16 protein-coding genes are annotated in these 17,577 nt (G+C 71.5%); 4 read left to right on the top strand and 12 right to left on the bottom strand.

The features are described 5' to 3' along the window. The first annotated feature begins 134 nt into the window (after positions 1-134). Positions 135-719, top strand: coding sequence for a TetR/AcrR family transcriptional regulator (locus tag HNR14_RS16190; protein ID WP_179701854.1), 585 nt, complete (start codon positions 135-137; stop codon positions 717-719). Between the two features lie 87 nt (positions 720-806). Here the strand turns inward: HNR14_RS16190 and HNR14_RS16185 are convergent, their stop codons facing one another. The 8 genes from HNR14_RS16185 to HNR14_RS16150 all read right to left on the bottom strand — a co-directional run bounded on the left by HNR14_RS16185 (position 807) and on the right by HNR14_RS16150 (position 9,683). Further along, positions 807-1,871 carry an aldo/keto reductase gene (locus tag HNR14_RS16185; RefSeq protein WP_039921095.1) on the bottom strand — a complete coding sequence of 355 codons (1,065 nt, stop codon included), beginning with the start codon at positions 1,869-1,871 and terminating at the stop codon, positions 807-809. 163 nt (positions 1,872-2,034) lie between these two features. Next, entirely contained in the window at positions 2,035-2,874 is an 840-nt protein-coding gene (locus tag HNR14_RS16180; RefSeq protein WP_179701853.1) for an aldolase/citrate lyase family protein, read from the bottom strand. Further along, positions 2,871-3,356 carry a MaoC family dehydratase gene (locus HNR14_RS16175; RefSeq protein ID WP_021763224.1) on the bottom strand — a complete coding sequence of 162 codons (486 nt, stop codon included), beginning with the start codon at positions 3,354-3,356 and terminating at the stop codon, positions 2,871-2,873. The genes HNR14_RS16180 and HNR14_RS16175 overlap by 4 nt, the downstream gene beginning before the upstream one ends. Further along, positions 3,353-4,000, bottom strand: a complete 648-nt coding sequence (locus tag HNR14_RS16170; protein WP_179701852.1) for a CoA transferase subunit B — start codon at positions 3,998-4,000, stop codon at positions 3,353-3,355. Before HNR14_RS16170 ends, HNR14_RS16175 begins: the two co-directional genes overlap by 4 nt. Next, positions 3,997-4,758: a 3-oxoacid CoA-transferase subunit A gene (locus HNR14_RS16165; protein WP_179701851.1), complete on the bottom strand. Its 762-nt coding sequence runs from the start codon at positions 4,756-4,758 to the stop codon at positions 3,997-3,999. The genes HNR14_RS16170 and HNR14_RS16165 overlap by 4 nt, the downstream gene beginning before the upstream one ends. Positions 4,759-4,816: 58 nt before the next feature. After that, positions 4,817-6,028, bottom strand: coding sequence for an acyl-CoA dehydrogenase family protein (locus HNR14_RS16160; protein WP_425485051.1), 1,212 nt, complete (start codon positions 6,026-6,028; stop codon positions 4,817-4,819). A 2-nt stretch (positions 6,029-6,030) separates the two neighbouring features. Continuing rightward, on the bottom strand, positions 6,031-8,091 hold the full coding sequence (locus tag HNR14_RS16155) for an acetyl/propionyl/methylcrotonyl-CoA carboxylase subunit alpha (RefSeq protein WP_179701849.1): 2,061 nt from the start codon (positions 8,089-8,091) through the stop codon (positions 6,031-6,033). 5 nt (positions 8,092-8,096) lie between these two features. Further along, positions 8,097-9,683 carry a carboxyl transferase domain-containing protein gene (locus tag HNR14_RS16150; RefSeq protein ID WP_179701848.1) on the bottom strand — a complete coding sequence of 529 codons (1,587 nt, stop codon included), beginning with the start codon at positions 9,681-9,683 and terminating at the stop codon, positions 8,097-8,099. Positions 9,684-9,756: 73 nt separating this feature from the next. On the opposite strand from HNR14_RS16150, the gene HNR14_RS16145 reads away from it, so the two are divergent. Together HNR14_RS16145 and HNR14_RS16140 are read left to right on the top strand one after the other, a co-directional pair. Beyond that, a complete protein-coding gene (locus HNR14_RS16145; RefSeq protein WP_179701847.1) occupies positions 9,757-10,371 on the top strand; it encodes an SACE_7040 family transcriptional regulator in 615 nt (204 codons plus the stop codon). Positions 10,372-10,435: 64 nt separating this feature from the next. Beyond that, a complete protein-coding gene (locus HNR14_RS16140) occupies positions 10,436-13,060 on the top strand; it encodes a penicillin acylase family protein (protein WP_179701846.1) in 2,625 nt (874 codons plus the stop codon). Between the two features lie 154 nt (positions 13,061-13,214). Here HNR14_RS16140 and HNR14_RS16135 read toward each other — a convergent pair whose 3' ends face one another. The 4 genes from HNR14_RS16135 to HNR14_RS16120 all read right to left on the bottom strand — a co-directional run bounded on the left by HNR14_RS16135 (position 13,215) and on the right by HNR14_RS16120 (position 16,602). Further along, the gene (locus HNR14_RS16135; RefSeq protein WP_179702708.1) at positions 13,215-14,486 is read right to left on the bottom strand and encodes a citrate synthase; all 1,272 of its coding nucleotides are present in this window, start codon (positions 14,484-14,486) and stop codon (positions 13,215-13,217) included. A 197-nt stretch (positions 14,487-14,683) separates the two neighbouring features. Then, a complete protein-coding gene (gene dapC / locus HNR14_RS16130) occupies positions 14,684-15,802 on the bottom strand; it encodes a succinyldiaminopimelate transaminase (RefSeq protein WP_343064517.1) in 1,119 nt (372 codons plus the stop codon). A 1-nt stretch (position 15,803) separates the two neighbouring features. Next, entirely contained in the window at positions 15,804-16,124 is a 321-nt protein-coding gene (gene fdxA, locus HNR14_RS16125) for a ferredoxin (protein ID WP_021762463.1), read from the bottom strand. A 46-nt stretch (positions 16,125-16,170) separates the two neighbouring features. Next, positions 16,171-16,602, bottom strand: a complete 432-nt coding sequence (locus HNR14_RS16120) for a hypothetical protein (RefSeq protein ID WP_179701845.1) — start codon at positions 16,600-16,602, stop codon at positions 16,171-16,173. 100 nt (positions 16,603-16,702) lie between these two features. Between HNR14_RS16120 and efeU the strand changes: the two genes are divergently transcribed. Further along, positions 16,703-17,566 carry an iron uptake transporter permease EfeU gene (gene efeU / locus HNR14_RS16115; RefSeq protein ID WP_179701844.1) on the top strand — a complete coding sequence of 288 codons (864 nt, stop codon included), beginning with the start codon at positions 16,703-16,705 and terminating at the stop codon, positions 17,564-17,566. Positions 17,567-17,577 lie beyond the last annotated feature (11 nt).

Genomic DNA, 17,577 nt, shown 5'->3' with positions numbered 1-17,577 from the left:
GGTCTGTCTACCTATATACTGGACTCACCACCCGGACCGGTCGCACCCCCCTGGACTCCGTCCCGACCGGTCCGGTGGTTTCCATCCCCCGAGGGGGCGGTCTCCGCCTCCCGTGACAGAAGGAGTCGCGCCCGATGGTGGTTAGCGCCCGAGCGACGATCCGGCCTCCCGCGCCGTCGAAGATCAAGATCCTCGCGACAGCGGATGAGCTGTTCTACCAGGAGGGCATCCACACCGTCGGCGTGGACCGCATCATCGCGGGCGCCCGGGTGACGAAGGCGACCTTCTACAAGCACTTCCGATCCAAGGACCTCCTCATCATCGCGTACGTCGAGGGCCGCGACCGCCAGGTGCGCGAGTGGTTCACGGTGCGCGAGCAGGCCGGGAACGACCCGCGCGAGATCGCGCGCGCCCTCGTCGACTCGATCAACGAGGAGGCGATCCGTCCCGGATTCCGCGGCGACCCCTTCATCAACGCCGCGGCGCAGTTCGCCGACGAGAACCACCCCGTCCGCATCGCCGTCACGGCGCACCGCGACTGGTACGCGAAGCGCATCGAGCAGCTCTTCCGCGAGCTCGGCCACCCGCGCCCCGGAGACGCGGCCGACGACCTCATCCTGGCCCGCGATGGCGCGCTCGCCGGCGGCTACGTGGGCGACCCGATCGCCGCCGGCGCAGCCCTGCACCGCTCGCTCGACCGCATCCTGAGCGAGAAGTAGGCCGGCGCCCCGCGCACATTCGTCACGAATGTCGTGAATAGGCGCTGCTTTCGCGACATTCGTGACGAATGTGCGCGCGAGGCGGCGCTACTCGGAGACGCGGTCCAGGTCGAGCATCTGGGCGCGAGTGAGGCGGATGCCGGCCGCGGCCATCAGCGCGTTCACCTGCTCGGGGCGGCTCGCGCTCGCCACGGGCGCAGCGACGCTGCGCTTGGCCAGCAGCCACGCGATCGCGATGCTGGCCGGTTCGGCGCCGTGCTCGGTCGCGATGCGGTCGACCACGGCGAGCACGCGCTGCCCGCGACGGTTGACGTACGCGGAGGCGCGCACGCTCCGCGCGTCGGCCGTGAGGTCGCCCTTCGAGCGGTACTTGCCGGTCAGGAAGCCGTTGGCGAGCGCGTAGTACGGCATGACGGACAGGCCCTGCGCCGCCGCGACGATGCGCAGCGCGCTCTCGAACTCCGCCCGGTGCATCAGGTTGTACTGCGTCTGGATGGCGACGAACTTCGGCAGGCCCGAGGACGCCAGGATGCGCGCCTCGATCAGCCGATCGGCACTGAAGTTGGACGCGGCGAGGTAGCGCACCTTGCCGGACTCGATCAGCCACTCGGCGGTCGCGAGGCTGTCCTCCAGGGGCACCTCGGGGTCGTCGTCGTGGAAGTAGAGCAGGTCGATGCGGTCCGTCTGCAGGCGCTCCAGCGAGGCCTCGACCGCGCGCACGATGCTCACCGAGCCGAGGCCGGGGTTCTCGTGGTGGCGGCCGACCTTGGTGGCGACGGTGACGTGGTCGCGGTTGCCGCGCTCGCGCATCCACTTGCCGATGAGCACCTCGCTGCGGCCGCCGACGTAGCTGTCGGCCGTGTCGATGAAGTCGCCGCCGAGCGCGGCGAAGCGGTCGAGGATGTCGAGGGAGGTGTCGCCGTCGGCGGTCCAGCCGAAGACGCTCGCCCCGAGGGAGAGCGGGTAGACCGTGAGGTCGCTCTCGCCGATGCGGCGCGGAGCGATGATCGAGAGGGGTCCGGTGCGCTCCAGCGCGGGGTCGATGTCGAGCGGACCGCCGGTGTCGGTCGACGGCTCCACGATCGGAGTCGCGACGGGGGCGGTGCGCAGACCGACCGACTCGAGCAGGCGCAGGGGAAGCAGCTGCGGCATGTCATCCCCCTGCACCCGATCCTGCCGCTGACCGGCCGGATCGTACTGTCGAATCGATTCGAGAATGATCTACTCCCGAACTCTATTTGAAGGGTACGGCAAACCCGCGACACGCCGACGGGGAAACGGGTGAACTGCGACAGAAACCTAGATCACGGTTTCATCACGGTTGCGGAGCGCCCTCCGACGCCCCCGCCCGCCGGACGACGGCTCGTGCGTGGGCCAGCACCGGACCGTCGACCATCGCGCCCGCGAAGCGGAAGACCCCTCCCCCGGCCTCCTCGGCGGCGGCAAGCAGCTCGCGTGCGCGCGCCACCTCCTCCGGGGTCGGCCGGTACGCGGTGCGGACCGTCTCCACCTGCCCGGGATGGATGCACGCCGTCGCCGCGAAGCCCACCGCGACGGCGTCCTCCGCCTCCGCGCGCAGGCCGTCGAGGTCGGCGATGTCGAGGTGCACGGTGTCGACCGCGTGCACCCCTGCGGCGCCCGCGGCGAGCAGCACGGCGGAGCGCGCGTGCCGTGCGACGTCGCGGTACGTGCCGTCCGGATGCCGGCTGGAGGTCCCGCCGAGCGATGCGACCAGGTCCTCCGCGCCCCACATGAGCGCCAGCACGTTCGCGGCGCGCGCGAGCTCGGGCGCGGCCACGACGCCGGCCGCGGTCTCGCACAGGGCGATGACGTCCATCCCGTCGAACGCGGCGAGGTCGGCCGCGCGTTCGGCCTTCGGGAGCATGATCGCCCGGTAGGGAGTCATCTCGAGCGCGGCGAGATCGGCGTCGTGATCGTCGGAGCCCGCGGGGTTCACCCGGACGATCACGCGGGCGGGGTCGAGGCGCGACGCGGCGAGCGCCTCGCGGGCCGCCGGCCGGCGGGACGGGTCGACCGCGTCCTCCAGGTCGAGGATGACCGCGTCCGCCCGCTCGAGCGCCTTGGCGTAGCGGTCGGGCCGGTCCGCCGGGCAGAACAGCAGCGCAGGACCCCACGGGAAGGCGCGGCCGGTCACGCGGTCGTCCGCTCGTGCGCCTCCCGACACCACACCATGACCTGGCGCGTCGCGGTCGCGACGACCGTCCCGTCCTGGTTGCGGCCGGTGTGCTCCAGGGTGACGATCCCCTGTCCGGGACGGGAGGCCGAGAGCCGCTTGGCCGTCACCACCGTCTCGGCGTACAGGGTGTCGCCGTGGTGCATGGGGTGCGGGAACGCCACCTGCTCGAAGCCGAGGTTCGCGACGATGGTGCCCTGGGTGAGCTGCGCCACCGACGAGCCGACCAGGGTCGAGAGCGTGAGCATGGAGTTGACCAGCCGTTCGCCGAACGGCTGGCGGGCCGACCACGCGGCGTCGAGATGCAGCGCCTGCGTGTTCATCGTCAGCGTCGTGAACAGGACGTTGTCGGCCTCGGTCAGCGTGCGCCCCGGCCGGTGCAGGTAGCGCGTCTCGAGCTCCAGCTCCTCGTAGTAGAGCCCGCGCTGCTCGACCTCTCTCACGACGCCTGCTCCAGCGCGACAGCGAGCGGGGCACCGGTGGCGGCGACGACCTCGTCGACGGTGACGCCCGGCGCCAGCTCGCGCAGCACCAGCCCGTCCGGCGTCACGTCGATGACGGCCAGGTCGGTGACGATGCGGTCGACGCAGCCGGAACCGGTCAGCGGGAGGGTGCACTCCCGGAGGATCTTCGGGCGGCCTTCGCGGTCCACGTGCTCCATCATCACGATGAGCCGCTTGGCGCCGAACACGAGGTCCATCGCGCCGCCCATGCCCTTGACCATCTTGCCCGGGATCATCCAGTTGGCGAGGTCGCCGGTCTCGGAGACCTCCATCGCGCCGAGGACGGCCACGTCGACGTGCCCGCCGCGCACCATCCCGAACGAGAGCGACGAGTCGAAGTAGGCGGCGCCGCGCTCGACGGTCACCGTCTCCTTGCCGGCGTTGATGAGGTCGGGGTCGACGTCGGCGTCGGCGGGGTACGGCCCGACACCCAGCACGCCGTTCTCGGAGTGCAGGATGACCTCCACCCCCTCGGGGATGTAGTTCGGGATGAGCGTGGGCATGCCGATCCCGAGGTTGACGTACTGGCCGTTGCGCAGCTCGCGGGCCACGCGGGCGGCGAGCTCGGTGCGGGTGAGGCTCATGACCGGCTCCCTTCGGCGACGGTGCGCCGCTCGATCCGCTTCTCGACGCCCGGCGCGTGGACGACCCGCTGGACGAAGATGCCGGGACAGTGGACCGCGCCGGGGTCGATCTCCCCCGGCTCCACCAGCTCCTCCACCTCGGCGATGGTGATGCGCCCGGCCATGGCGGCGAGCGGGTTGAAGTTCATCGCCGCAGCGTGGAACACGAGGTTGCCGTGCCGGTCTCCCTTCGCCGCGTGCACCAGGGCGAAGGCCGGGCGGAGCGACTCCTCCAGCACGTAGTCGGCGCCGTCGAAGGTGCGCACCTCCTTCGGCTCGGAGGCCACCACGACCGAGCCGTCGGGCGCGTACCGTCGCGGCAGGCCGCCCTGCGCGATCTGGGTGCCGACGCCGGCCGGGGTGTAGAAGGCGGGGATGCCCGCCCCTCCCGCGCGCAGCTTCTCGGCGAGCGTGCCCTGCGGCGTGAGCTCGACCTCCAGCTCACCCGAGAGGAACTGCCGGGCGAACTCCTTGTTCTCGCCGACGTACGAGCTGATCATCTTGCGGATGCGTCGCTCGGCGAGGAGCAGGCCGAGACCCCAGTCGTCCACGCCGCAGTTGTTGCTGACCACCTCGAGGTCGGTCGTGCCGGCCTCCAGCAGCGCACCGATCAGGGCGCTCGGGATGCCGCACAGCCCGAAGCCGCCGACCGCGAGGCTCGCGCCGTCGCCCACGTCCGCGACGGCCTCCGCCGCCGTGGCCACCGTCTTGTCGATCACGGGATGCCTCCCTCTCTCACCATCGAGCTTCTGTCATTGTCGCGCACGGGGACCGGGCTCAGGCGGTGAAGCCGAGCGCCCGGGAGATGACCATGAGCTGGACCTCCGAGGTGCCCTCGCCGATCTCGAGGATCTTCGAGTCGCGGTAGTGGCGGGCGACCGGGTTCTCGTTGAGGAACCCGTAGCCGCCGAAGATCTGCGTGGCGTCGCGGGCGTTGTCCATGGCGGCCTCGCTGGCGGTGAGCTTGGCGATGGAGGCCTCCATCTTGAACGGCTGGCCGGCCATCAGCTTGAAGCAGGCGTCGTAGTAGGCGAGCCGGGCGGTGTGCACCCGGGCCTGCATCCGCGCGAGCTTGAAGGCGATGTGCTGGTTGGAGCCGATCGGACGGCCGAACACGTTGCGGGTCTTCGCGTAGGCGAGCGCCTCCTCGAGGCAGCCCTGCGCGGCGCCCGTGCAGAGCGCGGCGAAGGCGACGCGCCCCTCGTCGAGGGTGGCGACGAAGTTCGCGTACCCGCGACCGCGCTCCCCGAGCAGGTTCTCCTCGGGCACGTGCACGTCGGTGAGGGTCAGCGGGTGCGTGTCGGAGGTGTGCCAGCCGACCTTGTCGTAGACGGGCTCGGCGACGAAGCCGGGGGTGCCGCTCGGCACGATGATGGCCGACAGCTCCTTCTTGATCGAGCCGTCGGCGCGGCGCTCCTCGCCGGTCACGGCGGTGATCGTCACGAGGGCGGTGATCTCGGAGCCGGAGTTGGTGATGAACTGCTTGGTGCCGTCGATGACCCACTCGCCGTCGCGGAGCACGGCGGTCGTCTTGGTGCCGGAGGCGTCCGACCCGGCGTCCGCCTCGGTCAGCCCGAACCCGGCGAGGGCCTCCCCCTTCGCGAGCATCGGCAGCCAGCGCTGCTTCTGCTCCTCGCTGCCGCTGCGGAAGAGCGGCATGGCGCCGAGGCCGACACCCGCCTCCAGGGTGACGCCGATCGACTGGTCGACGCGTCCCAGCTGCTCGACGGCGAGGCAGAGCGAGAGGTAGTCCTTGCCCTGGCCGCCGTACTCGACGGGGAAGGGCAGCCCGAACAGGCCCATCCGGCCCATCTCGGCGATGATGCCGTACGGGAGGCTGCGCTTGGTGTCGTACTCGTAGGCGGCGGGGGCGACGACGGTGTCGGCGAACTCCCGCACCTCGTCGCGCAGGGCGCGCTGCTCGGCGGTGAGCTCGAAGCCGGCGACGTCGGTGTCGGCGGCGGCGGCGGTCCGCCCGGTCATCTGCATGGTCATGGGGTTCCTGTCTCTCGTGGTGACTGTCCATGGGGTTCCGCGTCGTCGGGCGATGGTGTCGCGTCGACGCGGGCGACGAGCTGATCGAGCCGCACGAGGTCGCCGGGGGCGACCTGCACGCGGACGATGCCCGAGATCGGGGCGAGGAGGCGGTGCTCCATCTTCATGGCCTCCACGACGGCGACGGTGTCGCCCGCCGTCACGGTGTCCCCGTCGGCGACCGGCACGGCGACGACGGTCCCGGGCATGGGCGAGCGCAGCTCGGGATGCGCGGCCGCGTCGCCGCGCTCGACCGCGGCGAGCGCCTCGGCCAGCCGCTCCTCCCTGCTGCGCAGCCGCAGGCCGCGGGTGCGTCCGCCGCTCGCGAGCCAGAGGGTGGGGCCGTCCTGCGCGATGTCGTATCCGGCGGTGATGCCGTCGAGGGTGAGGAGGGCGTGGTCCGGCTCCCCGGCGTCGCCCGGATGCACGGAGAGCTCGGCGGTGTGCTCCGCGTCGCCGAGCAGCACGCGTGCGCCGCCGTCGGCGACCGCGACGGTCGTGCCGGCCACGTCGTACGACACCGGCCGGCTGTCCGCCATCCGCCATCCCGAGGGCGCGGACCAGAGGTCGCCGGCGCCGTGCGGGGAGGCGTCCGCCCGCGCGCGGTGCGCGAGCAGGGCGGCCAGCACGATCTCGGAGACGGACGGCGCCGACGGCTCGCGCTCGGAGTGCCGGCGGTCGATGAGCGTGGTGTCCATCGTCCCGTCCACGACCTCCGGGTCGGCGAGCAGGTCGCGCAGCCAGCCGACGTTGTTCGTCGCACCCAGGATGCTCGTGCGGGCGAGGGCGGCGTCGAGCCGGGCCAGAGCGGAGGAGCGGTCCTCGCCCCAGGCGATGACCTTCGACAGCATCGGGTCGTACTCGGTGACGACCTCCAGCCCGGCGGCGAGCCCGCTGTCGACGCGCACGCCCTCCCCGGCCGGCTCGCGCAGGGCGAGGACGCGTCCTCCGCCCGGGAGGAAGCCGCGGTCGGGGTCCTCGGCGTACACCCGCGCCTCGACGGCATGACCGTCCAGGCGCACGTCCCGCTGGGCGAAGCCGAGCGGCTCCCCCGCGGCGATGCGCAGCTGCCACTCCACCAGGTCGAGGCCGGTCACCAGCTCGGTGACGGGGTGCTCGACCTGCAGTCGCGTGTTCATCTCCATGAAGAAGAACTCGTCCGGCGCCTCCGCCGAGACGAGGAACTCCACGGTGCCGGCACCGACGTAGTCCACGCTCTCGGCCACGCGGCACGCCGCCGCACCGATCCGCGCCCGGGTCTCGCCGTCGAGGAGGGGCGACGGCGCCTCCTCGATCACCTTCTGGTGGCGGCGCTGGAGCGAGCACTCGCGCTCGCCGAGGTGCACCACCGTGCCGTGCGTGTCGCCCAGCACCTGCACCTCGATGTGGCGGGGCGCGTCGACGAGGCGCTCCAGGAAGAGGGTGTCGTCGCCGAAGGCGGAGGCGGCGACCCGCCGGGCGGTGCGCAGCGCCTCGGGGAGGTCGGCCGCGTCGCGCACGGCCTGCATCCCCTTGCCGCCGCCGCCCGCGGACGGCTTGACCAGCACCGGGAAGCCGATCCGCCGGGCGGCGGCGATCAGGGCGTCGTCGTCGAGCTCGGGTTCCGCGATGCCCGGGATGGTCGTCACGCCGTGCAACTCGACCTCGCGCTTCGCGGCGATCTTGTCGCCCATGACCTCCAGCGCGTGGACACCCGGGCCGACGAAGACGACGCCGGCAGCGGCACAGGCCTGGGCGAGCTCGGCGTTCTCGGAGAGGAACCCGTAACCGGGATGCACGGCTCCCGCACCCGTCGCTGTGGCGGCCGCGACGATCGCATCGACGTCGAGGTAGCTCTCGCGGGCGGGCGCCGGGCCCAGCCGCACCGCGACGTCGGCGAGCGTGACATGCGGGGCGTTCCGGTCGGCGTCGCTGTAGACCGCGATGGAGCGGATGCCGAGGCGGCGCAGGGTGCGGATGACGCGGCAGGCGATCTCGCCGCGGTTGGCGACGAGGACGGAGGAGAACGGGACGGTCATGGCGGTCACATCCGGAAGAGCCCGAAGGCCGTGTCGGGCAGCGGGCTGCGGGAGCAGACGTCGAGCGCGAGGCCCAGGACGGTGCGGGTCTCGGCGGGGTCGATCACGCCGTCGTCCCACAGCCGGGCGGTCGAGTAGTAGGGATCGCCCTGCTCCTCGTAGCGCTCGGCGATCGGGGCGCGGAACGCGGCCTCGTCGTCGGCGCTCCACTCCTCGCCGGCGCCTTCGAGCTGGTCGCGCTTCACGGTCGCGAGCACGCTCGCCGCCTGCGCCCCTCCCATCACCGAGATGCGCGCGGCCGGCCACATCCAGAGGAAGCGGGGCGAGTACGCGCGACCGCACATCGAGTAGTTGCCGGCGCCGAATGAGCCGCCGATCACCACGGTGAGCTTGGGCACGCGGGCGGTGGCGACGGCGGTGACCATCTTCGCGCCGTTCTTGGCGATGCCGCCGGCCTCGTAGTCGCGGCCGACCATGAAGCCGGAGATGTTCTGCAGGAACAGCAGCGGGATGCCGCGCTGGTCGCACAGCTCGATGAAGTGCGCGCCCTTGAGCGCCGACTCGCTGAACAGCACCCCGTTGTTGGCGACGATGCCGACCGGGTGGCCGTGGATGCGGGCGAAGCCGGTGACGAGCGTCGTGCCGTACTCGGGCTTGAACTCGTGCAGCCCCCCGGCGTCCACGATCCGGTCGATCACCTCGTGCACGTCGTAGGGCGCCTGGACGTCGACCGGCACGATGTCATAGAGGTCGGAGGGGTCGACGGCGGGCTCCTCTGCGGGCACGACCTCCCAGGCCGGTGCCGCCGGCTGCGGCAGCGTGGCGACGATGTCGCGGACGATCGCGAGCGCGTGCTCGTCGTTCTCGGCGAGGTGGTCGACGACGCCGGAGGTGCGGGCGTGGAGGTCGCCGCCGCCCAGCTCTTCGGCCGTCACGATCTCGCCGATCGCCGCCTTCACCAGCGGGGGGCCGCCGAGGAAGATCGTGCCCTGGTTGCGCACGATCACCGTCTCGTCGCTCATCGCCGGGACGTAGGCGCCGCCCGCGGTGCACGATCCGAGCACGGCGGCGATCTGCGGGATCTTCGCCGCGGACAGCCGGGCCTGGTTGTAGAAGATGCGGCCGAAGTGGTCGCGGTCGGGGAACACGTCGTCCTGCATCGGCAGGAATGCTCCGCCCGAGTCGACGAGGTAGATGCACGGGAGGCGGTTCTCGAGCGCGATCTCCTGCGCGCGCAGGTGCTTCTTGACCGTCATCGGGTAGTACGTGCCGCCCTTGACCGTGGCGTCGTTGCAGACGACCATCACGTGCCGGCCGTGGACGAGGCCGATTCCGGCGATCACGCCGGCGGCCGGGCTCTCGTCGCCGTACATCCCCGTCGCGGCCAGCGGCGCGACCTCGAGGAACGGGCTGCCCTCGTCCAGGAGGGTGTCGATGCGGTCGCGCGGGAGCAGCTTGCCCCGGGCGATGTGGCGCTCGCGGGAACGCTCGGGGCCGCCCGCCGCCGCGACGGCGAGGCGCTCGCGCAGCTCGGCGACCAGCTCGCGCTGGGTGGTGGTGGCGGGCATCGTGCTCCCTGTCGTCGTCGACATTCGGTTAGTGGTCGCTAACCCAGTTTTAGGTTAGTGTTCATTAACCGAAATGTCCACCCTCTCGGGAGACCGCATGACCGATCTCGACGCCCCCGGTCGGCCCACCCAGCGCAGCCGCGCCAAGGCCGATCGCCGAGCGGCCCTGCTCGACGCCGCCGCCGGGCTGTTCGCCGAACGCGGCTACAACGGCGTCTCGATCGAAGACCTGGGCTCGGCGGTCGGGGTGAGCGGCCCCGCCGTCTACCGCCACTTCCCCTCCAAGCAGGCGGTGCTCGCCGCGCTGCTGGTCGACGTGAGCCAGGGCCTGCTCGACGGCGGCACGACCGTGCAGGAGGAGAGCGGGGATGCGGCCAGCGCCCTCCGCGCCCTGATCGCCTTCCACGTCGACTTCGCCCTCGGCGCGCCCGACACCATCCGCGTGCAGGACCGCGACCTGGACGCCCTCCCCGACGACGACCGGCGCGAGGTCCGCCGCCTCCAGCGCCGCTACGTCGAGCTGTGGACCCGCGTGCTCGGCCGGCTCCAGCCCTCCCTCGCACCGGACGAGCTCCGCGTCCGGGTGCAGGCGACGTTCGGGCTCATCAACTCGACACCGCACTCGGCGCGCGTCGGCTCGGCGCAGGTCGCCCCGGCGGCGGCGCGGCCGGTCCTGGAGCGGATGGCGTGGGCCGCACTCACCGCCCGCTGAGCCGCTGCCGCCACGTCACCGGCGTGCGTTAGGGTCCAAGGAAACACCGAGCACGAGGAGGGACGTGGGCGACGACACCCCCAGACTGCGGCGGCACCACCGGGTGCTGCGCGCCGTGGGCGGCGTGCTGGCCGTGCTCCTCGTCGTCGCGGCGATCGCCGGCGGCGTCGGGTTCTGGACCGTGACCCGGTCCTTCCCGCAGACCTCCGGATCCCTCGACGTCCCCGGCCTCCAGAAGCCGGTCACGGTCTACCGTGACAGCGCGGGCATCCCGCAGATCGTCGCCTCCACGGCCGACGACCTCTTCCGCGCCCAGGGGTTCGTGCACGCGCAGGACCGCTTCTGGGAGATGGACTTCCGCCGGCACGTCACGGCGGGCCGGCTCTCGGAGATGTTCGGTGCGAGCCAGGTGCCGACGGACACGTTCATCCGCACCCTCGGCTGGCGCCGCGTCGCGGAGCAGGAAGTGAAGCTCCTCGACCCGACCGCGCTCCGCTACTACCAGGACTATGCGGACGGGGTGAACGCCTACCTGGCCGCGCACGCCGGCGCCGAGCTCAGCGTCGAGTACGCCGTCCTCGGCCTCCAGAACCCGGGCTACAAGCCCGAGAAATGGACGCCCGCCGACTCCATCGCCTGGCTGAAGGCGATGGCGTGGGACCTCCGCTCCAATCTCGTGGAGGAGGTGGACCGCGCGCTGCTGGCCACGAAGCTCACCCCCGAGCAGATCGCGGACCTCCACCCGGGCTACGACTACGCGGCCCACCCGACCATCACGCCCGACGGCGGGGGCGACCCCGCGCGGACGACTCCGGACGCGGCGAACACGACCGCAGCGGGTGCCGGAGCAGCGGGAGCAGGCGGGGCGGACACCCAGGCGCTCGCGGCCGCACCTCCCGCCGACTACCGGGCGCAGCTCGAGCAGGTGTCGGCGAGCCTCGAATCGCTCCCCCGCCTGATGGGTCCGGCCGGCAGTGATATCGGGTCCAACTCCTGGGTGGTCTCCGGAGCCCTGACCGCCACCGGCAAACCCCTGCTGGCCAACGACCCGCACCTCGGCGCCTCCCTGCCCTCCGTCTGGTACCAGGTCGGGCTGCACTGCGCGACGGTGAACGCGGAGTGCCCGTTCGACGTGAGCGGCTTCGGATTCTCCGGGTTCCCCGGCGTCGTCATCGGGCACAACGACCGCATCTCGTGGGGCTTCACCAATCTCGGCCCGGACGTCGCCGACCTGTACGTCGAGAAGGTGACCGGCGACACGTACGAGTACGACGGGGCACAGGTGCCGCTCGACATCCGCCGCGAGACCATCACGGTCGCCGGCGGCAAGGACGTCACGCTCACAGTCCGCTCCACCCGGCACGGCCCGATCATCACGGACGTGGGAGACGACTACGCCGCGATCGCCAAGAACCAGGCCGGCAAGCTCGGTGTGCCTGCGGAGCAATACCAGCTGTCCCTGCAATGGACCGCGCTCACACCCGGCCCGACCGCGGGTGCGATCTTCGCGTTCGACACGGCGACCGACTGGACAAGCTTCCGCGCCGCGGCTGCGAACTTCCAGGTGCCGTCGCAGAATCTCGTCTACGCCGACGTGGACGGTCACATCGGCTACCAGGCGCCGGGCGCGGTGCCGATCCGGGCCGCCGGAGACGGAACGGTCCCCGTGCCGGGCTGGACCAGCCAGTACGGCTGGGTGGGCACCGTCCCGTACGACCAGCTCCCGTCGGTGCTCGATCCTCCCAGCGGCTACATCGTGACGGCCAACAACGCCGCCGTCGGCCCCGACTATCCCGTCATGATCACGCGCGACTGGGAGTACGGCTACCGCGCCAACCAGATCGCCGTGCGGCTGCAGGCCCTCGTCGCCGGCGGGAAGAAGATCACGGCGGCGCAGCTGGCGGCCATCCAGGGCGACACGTACGACGCGAACGCGGCCACGCTCGTCCCGCTGCTGCGTGCCGTCGGGGACGCCGCCGATCCGTCCTCCGGCGCGGCGCGCGGGGCCGCGCTGCTCGCCGGGTGGGACCTCCACGACGACGCCGACAGCGCCGCCGCGGCCTACTTCAACATCTTCTGGAAGAACCTCCTGCACGACGCGTTCGGCCGCAAGCTCCCGGCATCGGCGCAGCCCTCCGGCGGGGACCGCTGGTTCGCGGTCGTGCAGAACCTCGTCGCGCAGCCCGACTCGCCCTGGTGGGCCGACGCCGAGCTGGGAACGAGCGACCGGGACTCGATGGTCGCGCGTGCCGCGGATCAGGCGTGGACCGAGGCCCGCTCGCTGATGGGCGCTGACGCCACGACCTGGCGCTGGGACCGCATCCACACGCTCACGTTGACGAACGCCAGCCTCGGCACATCGGGCGTGGCGCCGGTGGAGTGGCTGCTCAACCGCGGCCCCTACACGGTCGGCGGCGGGTCGAGCGTCGTCGAGGCGAACGGCTGGGACGCGTCCGCCGGGTACGCGGTCGACCGCGTCCCGTCGATGCGGATGGTCGTCGACCTGGCCGACTTCGACCGCAGCCGCTGGATCAATCTGGCCGGCGCCTCCGGGCACGCGTTCGACCCGCACTACACCGATCAGACCGACCTCTGGGCGGCCAACAAGACGCTCCCGTGGGCCTTCAGCCGTGCCGCCATCGCGGCGGCCGCCACGCAGACCCTGACGCTGCGCCCGTCATCCCACTGAGCGCGCGGGCGCACGCCCGGTGCGCGGGCCCCTGAACGGTCGCAACACGCCCTTCTCACGGCGCGTGGCACACGCACGAGGGCGTGTCGCGACGAGTGAGCCGCTCTCATCCACAGAGCGCGCGGGCGCGCGCCCGTTCAGCGCCGGGCGGGACTCAGCGGCCGGTCGGCCAGTTGCGCTCGGGGCTGCCCGTGTAGAGCTGCTGCGGGCGGCCGATCTTGGTGGCGGGGTCGAGGTTCATCTCGCGCCAGTGACCGATCCAGCCCGGGAGGCGGCCGATCGCGAAGAGCACGGTGAACATCCGCGTCGGGAAGCCCATGGCCTTGTAGATCACGCCGGTGTAGAAGTCCACGTTCGGGTACAGCTTGCGGTCGATGAAGTACTGGTCGGCGAGGGCGACCTCCTCCAGCTCCTTCGCGATGTCGAGGAGCGGGTCGTGCACGCCGAGAGCGGCGAGCACCTCGTCGGCCGACTGCTTGACGAGCTTGGCGCGCGGGTCGAAGTTCTTGTAGACGCGGTGACCGAAGCCCATGAGCTTGACGCCGGACTCCTTGTTCTTCACCCGCTCGACGAACTTCTGGACGCTCTCGCCCGAGTCGCGGATGCCCGCGAGCATGTCGAGCACGGCCTCGTTGGCGCCGCCGTGCAGCGGGCCGTAGAGGGCGTTGATGCCGGCCGAGACCGAGGCGAAGAGGTTGGCCTGCGTCGAGCCGACGAGGCGGACGGTCGAGGTGGAGGCGTTCTGCTCGTGGTCCTCGTGCAGCATGAGGAGGCGCTCCAGCGCCCGCGACAGCACGGGGTTGACCTCGTACGGCTCGGCGAGCGTGCCGAAGTTGAGGCGCAGGAAGTTGTCGACGAAGCTCAGCGAGTTGTCCGGGTAGAGGAACGCCTGGCCGAGGCTCTTCTTGTGCGCGTAGGCGGCGATCACCGGGAGCTTCGCGAGCAGCCGGATGGTGGAGAGCTCGACCTGCTCGGGGTCGGAGACGCTGAGCGAGTCCTGGTAGAAGGTCGACAGCGCGGAGACGGCGCTCGACAGCACCGACATCGGGTGCGCGTCGTGCGGGAGCGCGCTGAAGAAGCGGCGCAGATCCTCGTGGAGGAGGGTGTGGCGGCGGATGCGCTCGTCGAAGTCGGCCAGCTCGGTCGGCGTCGGCAGCTCGCCGTGGATGAGGAGCCACGCCGTCTCGAGGAAGGACGAGTTCTCGGCGATCTGCTCGATCGGGTAGCCGCGGTAGCGCAGGATGCCCTGGTCGCCATCGATGTACGTGATCGCCGACCGCGTCGCCGCGGTGTTGACGAACCCGTAGTCGAGGCTGGTCAGGCCCGTCTGCTTGGTGAGGGTCGACAGGTCGATGCTCGAGGCGCCCGCCGTGCTCGGCAGGATGGGGAACTCGGCGACTCCGCCCGGGTAGCGCAGTTCGGCCACGGCCGCCTCGCCATCGGTGGAGCCGACACGCTCCGCCGGTGCATTCTCGGTGCCGAGTCCAGTCACAACGCCTCCAGGTCTTGGGTACGGGCATAACCACGCGCGCCGATCGTGGCAGCGCTGCAATCATTCGTGCGGGTACAGCCTAACGAACCCGCACGGCTACTGTCGCATCACGCAAAGCGGACCGCATCGCGTTAGAGGGAGTCTCCAAAAGCGCGCAGCCGAGAGGCCGCCGCGGCGATCCGCTCGTCCGTCGCCGTGAGCGAGAGCCGCACGTGCTCGGGGTAGGAGTCGCCGTAGAAGTGGCCGGGGCCGGCCAGGATGCCGAGGTCGGCCAGCCGGCCGATGCTCTCCCAGGCGTCGCGTCCCTCGGTCGCCCAGAGGTAGAGCCCGGCCTCGCTGTGGTCGATGCGGAACCCGGCGGCCTCGAGGGCGGGACGCAGCAGCTCGCGCCGCGCGCGGTAGCGCTCGCGCTGCTGCGCGACGTGCTCGTCGTCACCCAGCGCGGCGACCATCGCGGCCTGCAGCGGCGAGGGCAGCATGAGTCCGGCGTGCTTGCGCACGTTGGTCAGCCTCCCGACGACCGTGCGGCACCCCGCGACGAATGCGGCGCGGTAGCCGGCGAGGTTCGACTGCTTGCTCAGGGAGTACACGGCGAGGATGTTGCGGCGGTCGTCGCCGATCACGCGCGGGTCGAGGACGCTCGGGATGCGGTCAGCGTCCCAGGGGGCGTCCCAGCCGAGCTCGGCGTAGCACTCGTCGCTCGCCAGGTAGGCGCCCAGTTCGCGGGCGCGGGCGACCGCGGCGCGCAGCTCGTCGACCGACAGCACGCGCCCGTCGGGGTTGCCCGGGCTGTTCAGCCAGATCAGGCGCGTGTTCTCGGGCCACTCGGCCGGGTCGTCGCTGGCGAGGGCCTCCGCGCCGGCCATCGCCGCGCCGATCGCGTAGGTCGGGTAGGCCGCGCGCGGGTGAACCACGACGTCCCCCTCCCCCAGCCCGAGCAGGAACGGCAGGAACGCGACCAGCTCTTTGGAGCCGATCGTCGGCAGCACGTTGTCGACGGTGAGGCCGGTGACCCCGCGGCGGCGGGCGAACCACGCGACGATCGCCTCGCGCAGCGCCGGCGTGCCGACGGTCTGCGGGTAGGCGTGCGCATCGGTCGCCGCGGCCAGCGCCGTGCGGATCAGCTCGGGCGTCTCGTCCACCGGCGAGCCGATGGAGAGGTCCACGACACCGTCTGCGTGCTCGCGAGCGCGCGCGGCGAACGGGGCCATCAGATCCCAGGGGTAGTCCGGGAGCTCCTTCAGCGCCACGTCAGTGCGCCTGCGGCGGCAGGGCGGCGATGACGGGGTGGTCCTTGGCGATCACGCCGACCTTGGCCGCGCCGCCCGGCGAGCCGATGTCGTCGAAGAACTCGACGTTGGCCTTGTAGTAGTCCGCCCACTCCTCGGGGAGGTCGTCCTCGTAGTAGATGGCCTCGACCGGGCAGACCGGCTCGCAGGCGCCGCAGTCCACGCATTCATCGGGGTGGATGTAGAGCGACCGTTCACCCTCGTAGATGCAGTCGACCGGGCATTCGTCGATGCAGGCGCGGTCTTTGACGTCCACGCACGGGAGGGCGATGACATAGGTCACGGTGGTTCTGTTCCCTTCGCGAGAGCTCGAGAGCTACTCGACTAGCTTATTCCGAAACGCGGGTGACGGATTCCGTCGCCGGCACCGGAGCGGGTGCCGGTGCGACGACCACGGGGCGCGCGTCGCGGCGACGCAGGTCGGGCCACGCGATCACGATGGCGGCGATGAGCAGCGGGGCCACGAGCCAGATCTGGCCGGGCAGCGTGTTCGGGATGAGCACGGAGCCGCCGGGGCTCTGCTGCGTGAAGAGCAGGATGGTCGCGATCGCGCCGAGCGCGGCGAGGATCGCGGGGAGGCGGGTCGTCGCGAGCAGGCGCAGGCCGACCAGCAGGAGCGTGAACGCCAGCAGGGAGCCGATCAGACCGAGGGGGATGCTCACACCCCAGGTGACGTCGATCGAGTGCGCCACGGTTCCCACCGCCCCGACCAGGATGCCGGCCAGCACGAGCAGGACGGCGTTGAGGATCCGGCTGAGCATTCTCGCATCTTATCTGGACAGATCGAGAGGGCAGGACGTACTCTCGATTCGGTAAGGTTAGCCTTACCAACCTCCTCCCCCTCTCCCAGCAAGGTCCTCTGTGCTCGCGAACTACCTGATCGGCCTCCGCGAAGGCCTCGAGATGGCGCTGATCGTCACCATCCTCATCGCCTACGTCGTGAAAGTCGGCCGGAAGGACGTGCTCTCCAAGCTCTGGGTCGGCGTCGGCATCGCCCTCGTCGTGCCGCTCGGGATCGGCGCCCTGCTCACGTGGGGCCCGTACGGGCTGAGCTTCCAGGCGCAAGAGATCGTCGGCGGCGGCCTCTCCGTCGTCGCCGTCGCCTTCGTGACCTGGATGATCTTCTGGATGGGCAAGACGGCCCGCTCGATGAAGTCCCTCCTCCACGAGAAGCTCGACTCCGTGCTCGTCGGCGCGGGCTGGGGCGTCGTCATCCTGGCCATGCTCAGCGTCGGCCGCGAGGGCATCGAGACCGCCCTCTTCGTCTGGGCGACGGTCGACAGCGTCGGCGGCGGCTGGCAGCCCTTCGTGGGCGCCCTGCTCGGCCTCCTGACCGCGGCCGTGCTCGGCTTCCTGCTCTACCGCGGCATGGTCCGCATCAACCTCGGGACGTTCTTCGCCTGGACGGGCGCGTTCCTCATCCTCGTCGCCGGCGGCGTGCTCGCCTACGGCGTCGGCGACCTGCAGGAGGCCGGCGTGATCCCCGGCGCCGGCATCCACGCCTACGACATCAGCGCCGCGATCCCCGCGTCGAGCTGGTACGGCACGGTGCTCGCCGGCGCGGTCAACTTCAACCCGTCGCCGACGTGGTTGCAGGTCATCGCCTGGTTCGGCTACATCATCGTCGTCTCGTTCTTCTACGTGCGCGCCCAACGCACCGCGCACCGCAAGCCCGCGAAAGCGGAGGCGCCCGGTGCGACGAGCAACGCACCCGTCGCCTCCTGAGGCGACGGACC

The sequence above is a fragment of the Leifsonia naganoensis genome (assembly GCF_013410615.1).
Taxonomy (GTDB): domain Bacteria; phylum Actinomycetota; class Actinomycetes; order Actinomycetales; family Microbacteriaceae; genus Leifsonia; species Leifsonia aquatica.
The sequence above is the reverse complement of the archived record's forward strand: the minus strand, read 5'-3'. Positions and strand labels throughout refer to the sequence as shown.

What these genes read in the sequence shown, in the direction of transcription:
- HNR14_RS16190 (WP_179701854.1), top strand. Translation starts at nt 135, where the DNA reads ATGGTGGTTAGCGCCCGAGCGACGATCCGGCCTCCCGCGCCGTCGAAG.
- HNR14_RS16185 (WP_039921095.1), bottom strand. Translation starts at nt 1,871, where the DNA reads ATGCCGCAGCTGCTTCCCCTGCGCCTGCTCGAGTCGGTCGGTCTGCGC.
- HNR14_RS16170 (WP_179701852.1), bottom strand. Translation starts at nt 4,000, where the DNA reads ATGAGCCTCACCCGCACCGAGCTCGCCGCCCGCGTGGCCCGCGAGCTG.
- HNR14_RS16160 (WP_425485051.1), bottom strand. Translation starts at nt 6,028, where the DNA reads ATGCAGATGACCGGGCGGACCGCCGCCGCCGCCGACACCGACGTCGCC.
- HNR14_RS16155 (WP_179701849.1), bottom strand. Translation starts at nt 8,091, where the DNA reads ATGACCGTCCCGTTCTCCTCCGTCCTCGTCGCCAACCGCGGCGAGATC.
- HNR14_RS16150 (WP_179701848.1), bottom strand. Translation starts at nt 9,683, where the DNA reads ATGTCGACGACGACAGGGAGCACGATGCCCGCCACCACCACCCAGCGC.
- HNR14_RS16145 (WP_179701847.1), top strand. Translation starts at nt 9,757, where the DNA reads ATGACCGATCTCGACGCCCCCGGTCGGCCCACCCAGCGCAGCCGCGCC.
- HNR14_RS16120 (WP_179701845.1), bottom strand. Translation starts at nt 16,602, where the DNA reads ATGCTCAGCCGGATCCTCAACGCCGTCCTGCTCGTGCTGGCCGGCATC.